Raw genomic sequence first — 686 nt, forward strand, 5'->3', positions numbered from 1 at the left:
TGCTCGAGGTAGGTCTTGGCGCGGAGGCCGATGTCGGCGGCCTTGACCTGGTACTGCCAGACCTGCTCGGCCCACAGATTGGCTTGGTCCCAATCCTTCTTGGCGGCAGCGGCTTCGTGCTTGGCCTTGGCATCCTTCATCTTGTTGAGCTGGTCGGTAGCGTCATCGACCATGTTTACCACGTCCGGGAAGTCCTTGAAGTTCACGCTGGTGATGTAACCGACCACGGAATCAATGACCACCTGGGTATCCGCCACCTTCTTCACGGTCGCCTTATAGTCGGTTTCCGTGTAGTTGGCCTTGGCTTCAGCCGTCTTGCCCGGCTTCCAGCCCTTCGGCTTGACCAGCAGGTAACCCTGCATTTCGAGGTGCAGCGCGGAGCAGAACTCCGTGCAGTAGTACGGATACACACCTTCCTTGTCAGCCTTGAACTTGACGGTCACCGTCTTGCCCGGCTCAACCGAAGCATGAACGTTCATCGTCGACACCGTGAAACCGTGGGTTTCATCCTGGGCGCGTTCGAGGTTGGTCAGGTGAATGGTGATTTCGTCGCCCACTTCCGCCTCGATCGTTTCCGGCGTGATGTGCGAACGGATCAACGTGCCCTTGACCTCGATCTTGTTACCCTTCTTGGTCGTCACTTCCTCACCGGCGCGAACCATACCCGGATGCGGCTTGTCGGTGCG

1 protein-coding gene is annotated in these 686 nt (G+C 58.5%); it reads right to left on the reverse strand.

Translation table 11 applies throughout. The annotated features are described in order from the left end of the window. The coding region (locus AT959_RS14800; protein WP_205629936.1) for a cupredoxin domain-containing protein at positions 1-686 on the reverse strand (686 nt) is incomplete at both ends.

This window comes from Dechloromonas denitrificans, from assembly GCF_001551835.1.
In the GTDB taxonomy this organism is placed as follows: Bacteria; Pseudomonadota; Gammaproteobacteria; order Burkholderiales; family Rhodocyclaceae; genus Azonexus; species Azonexus denitrificans.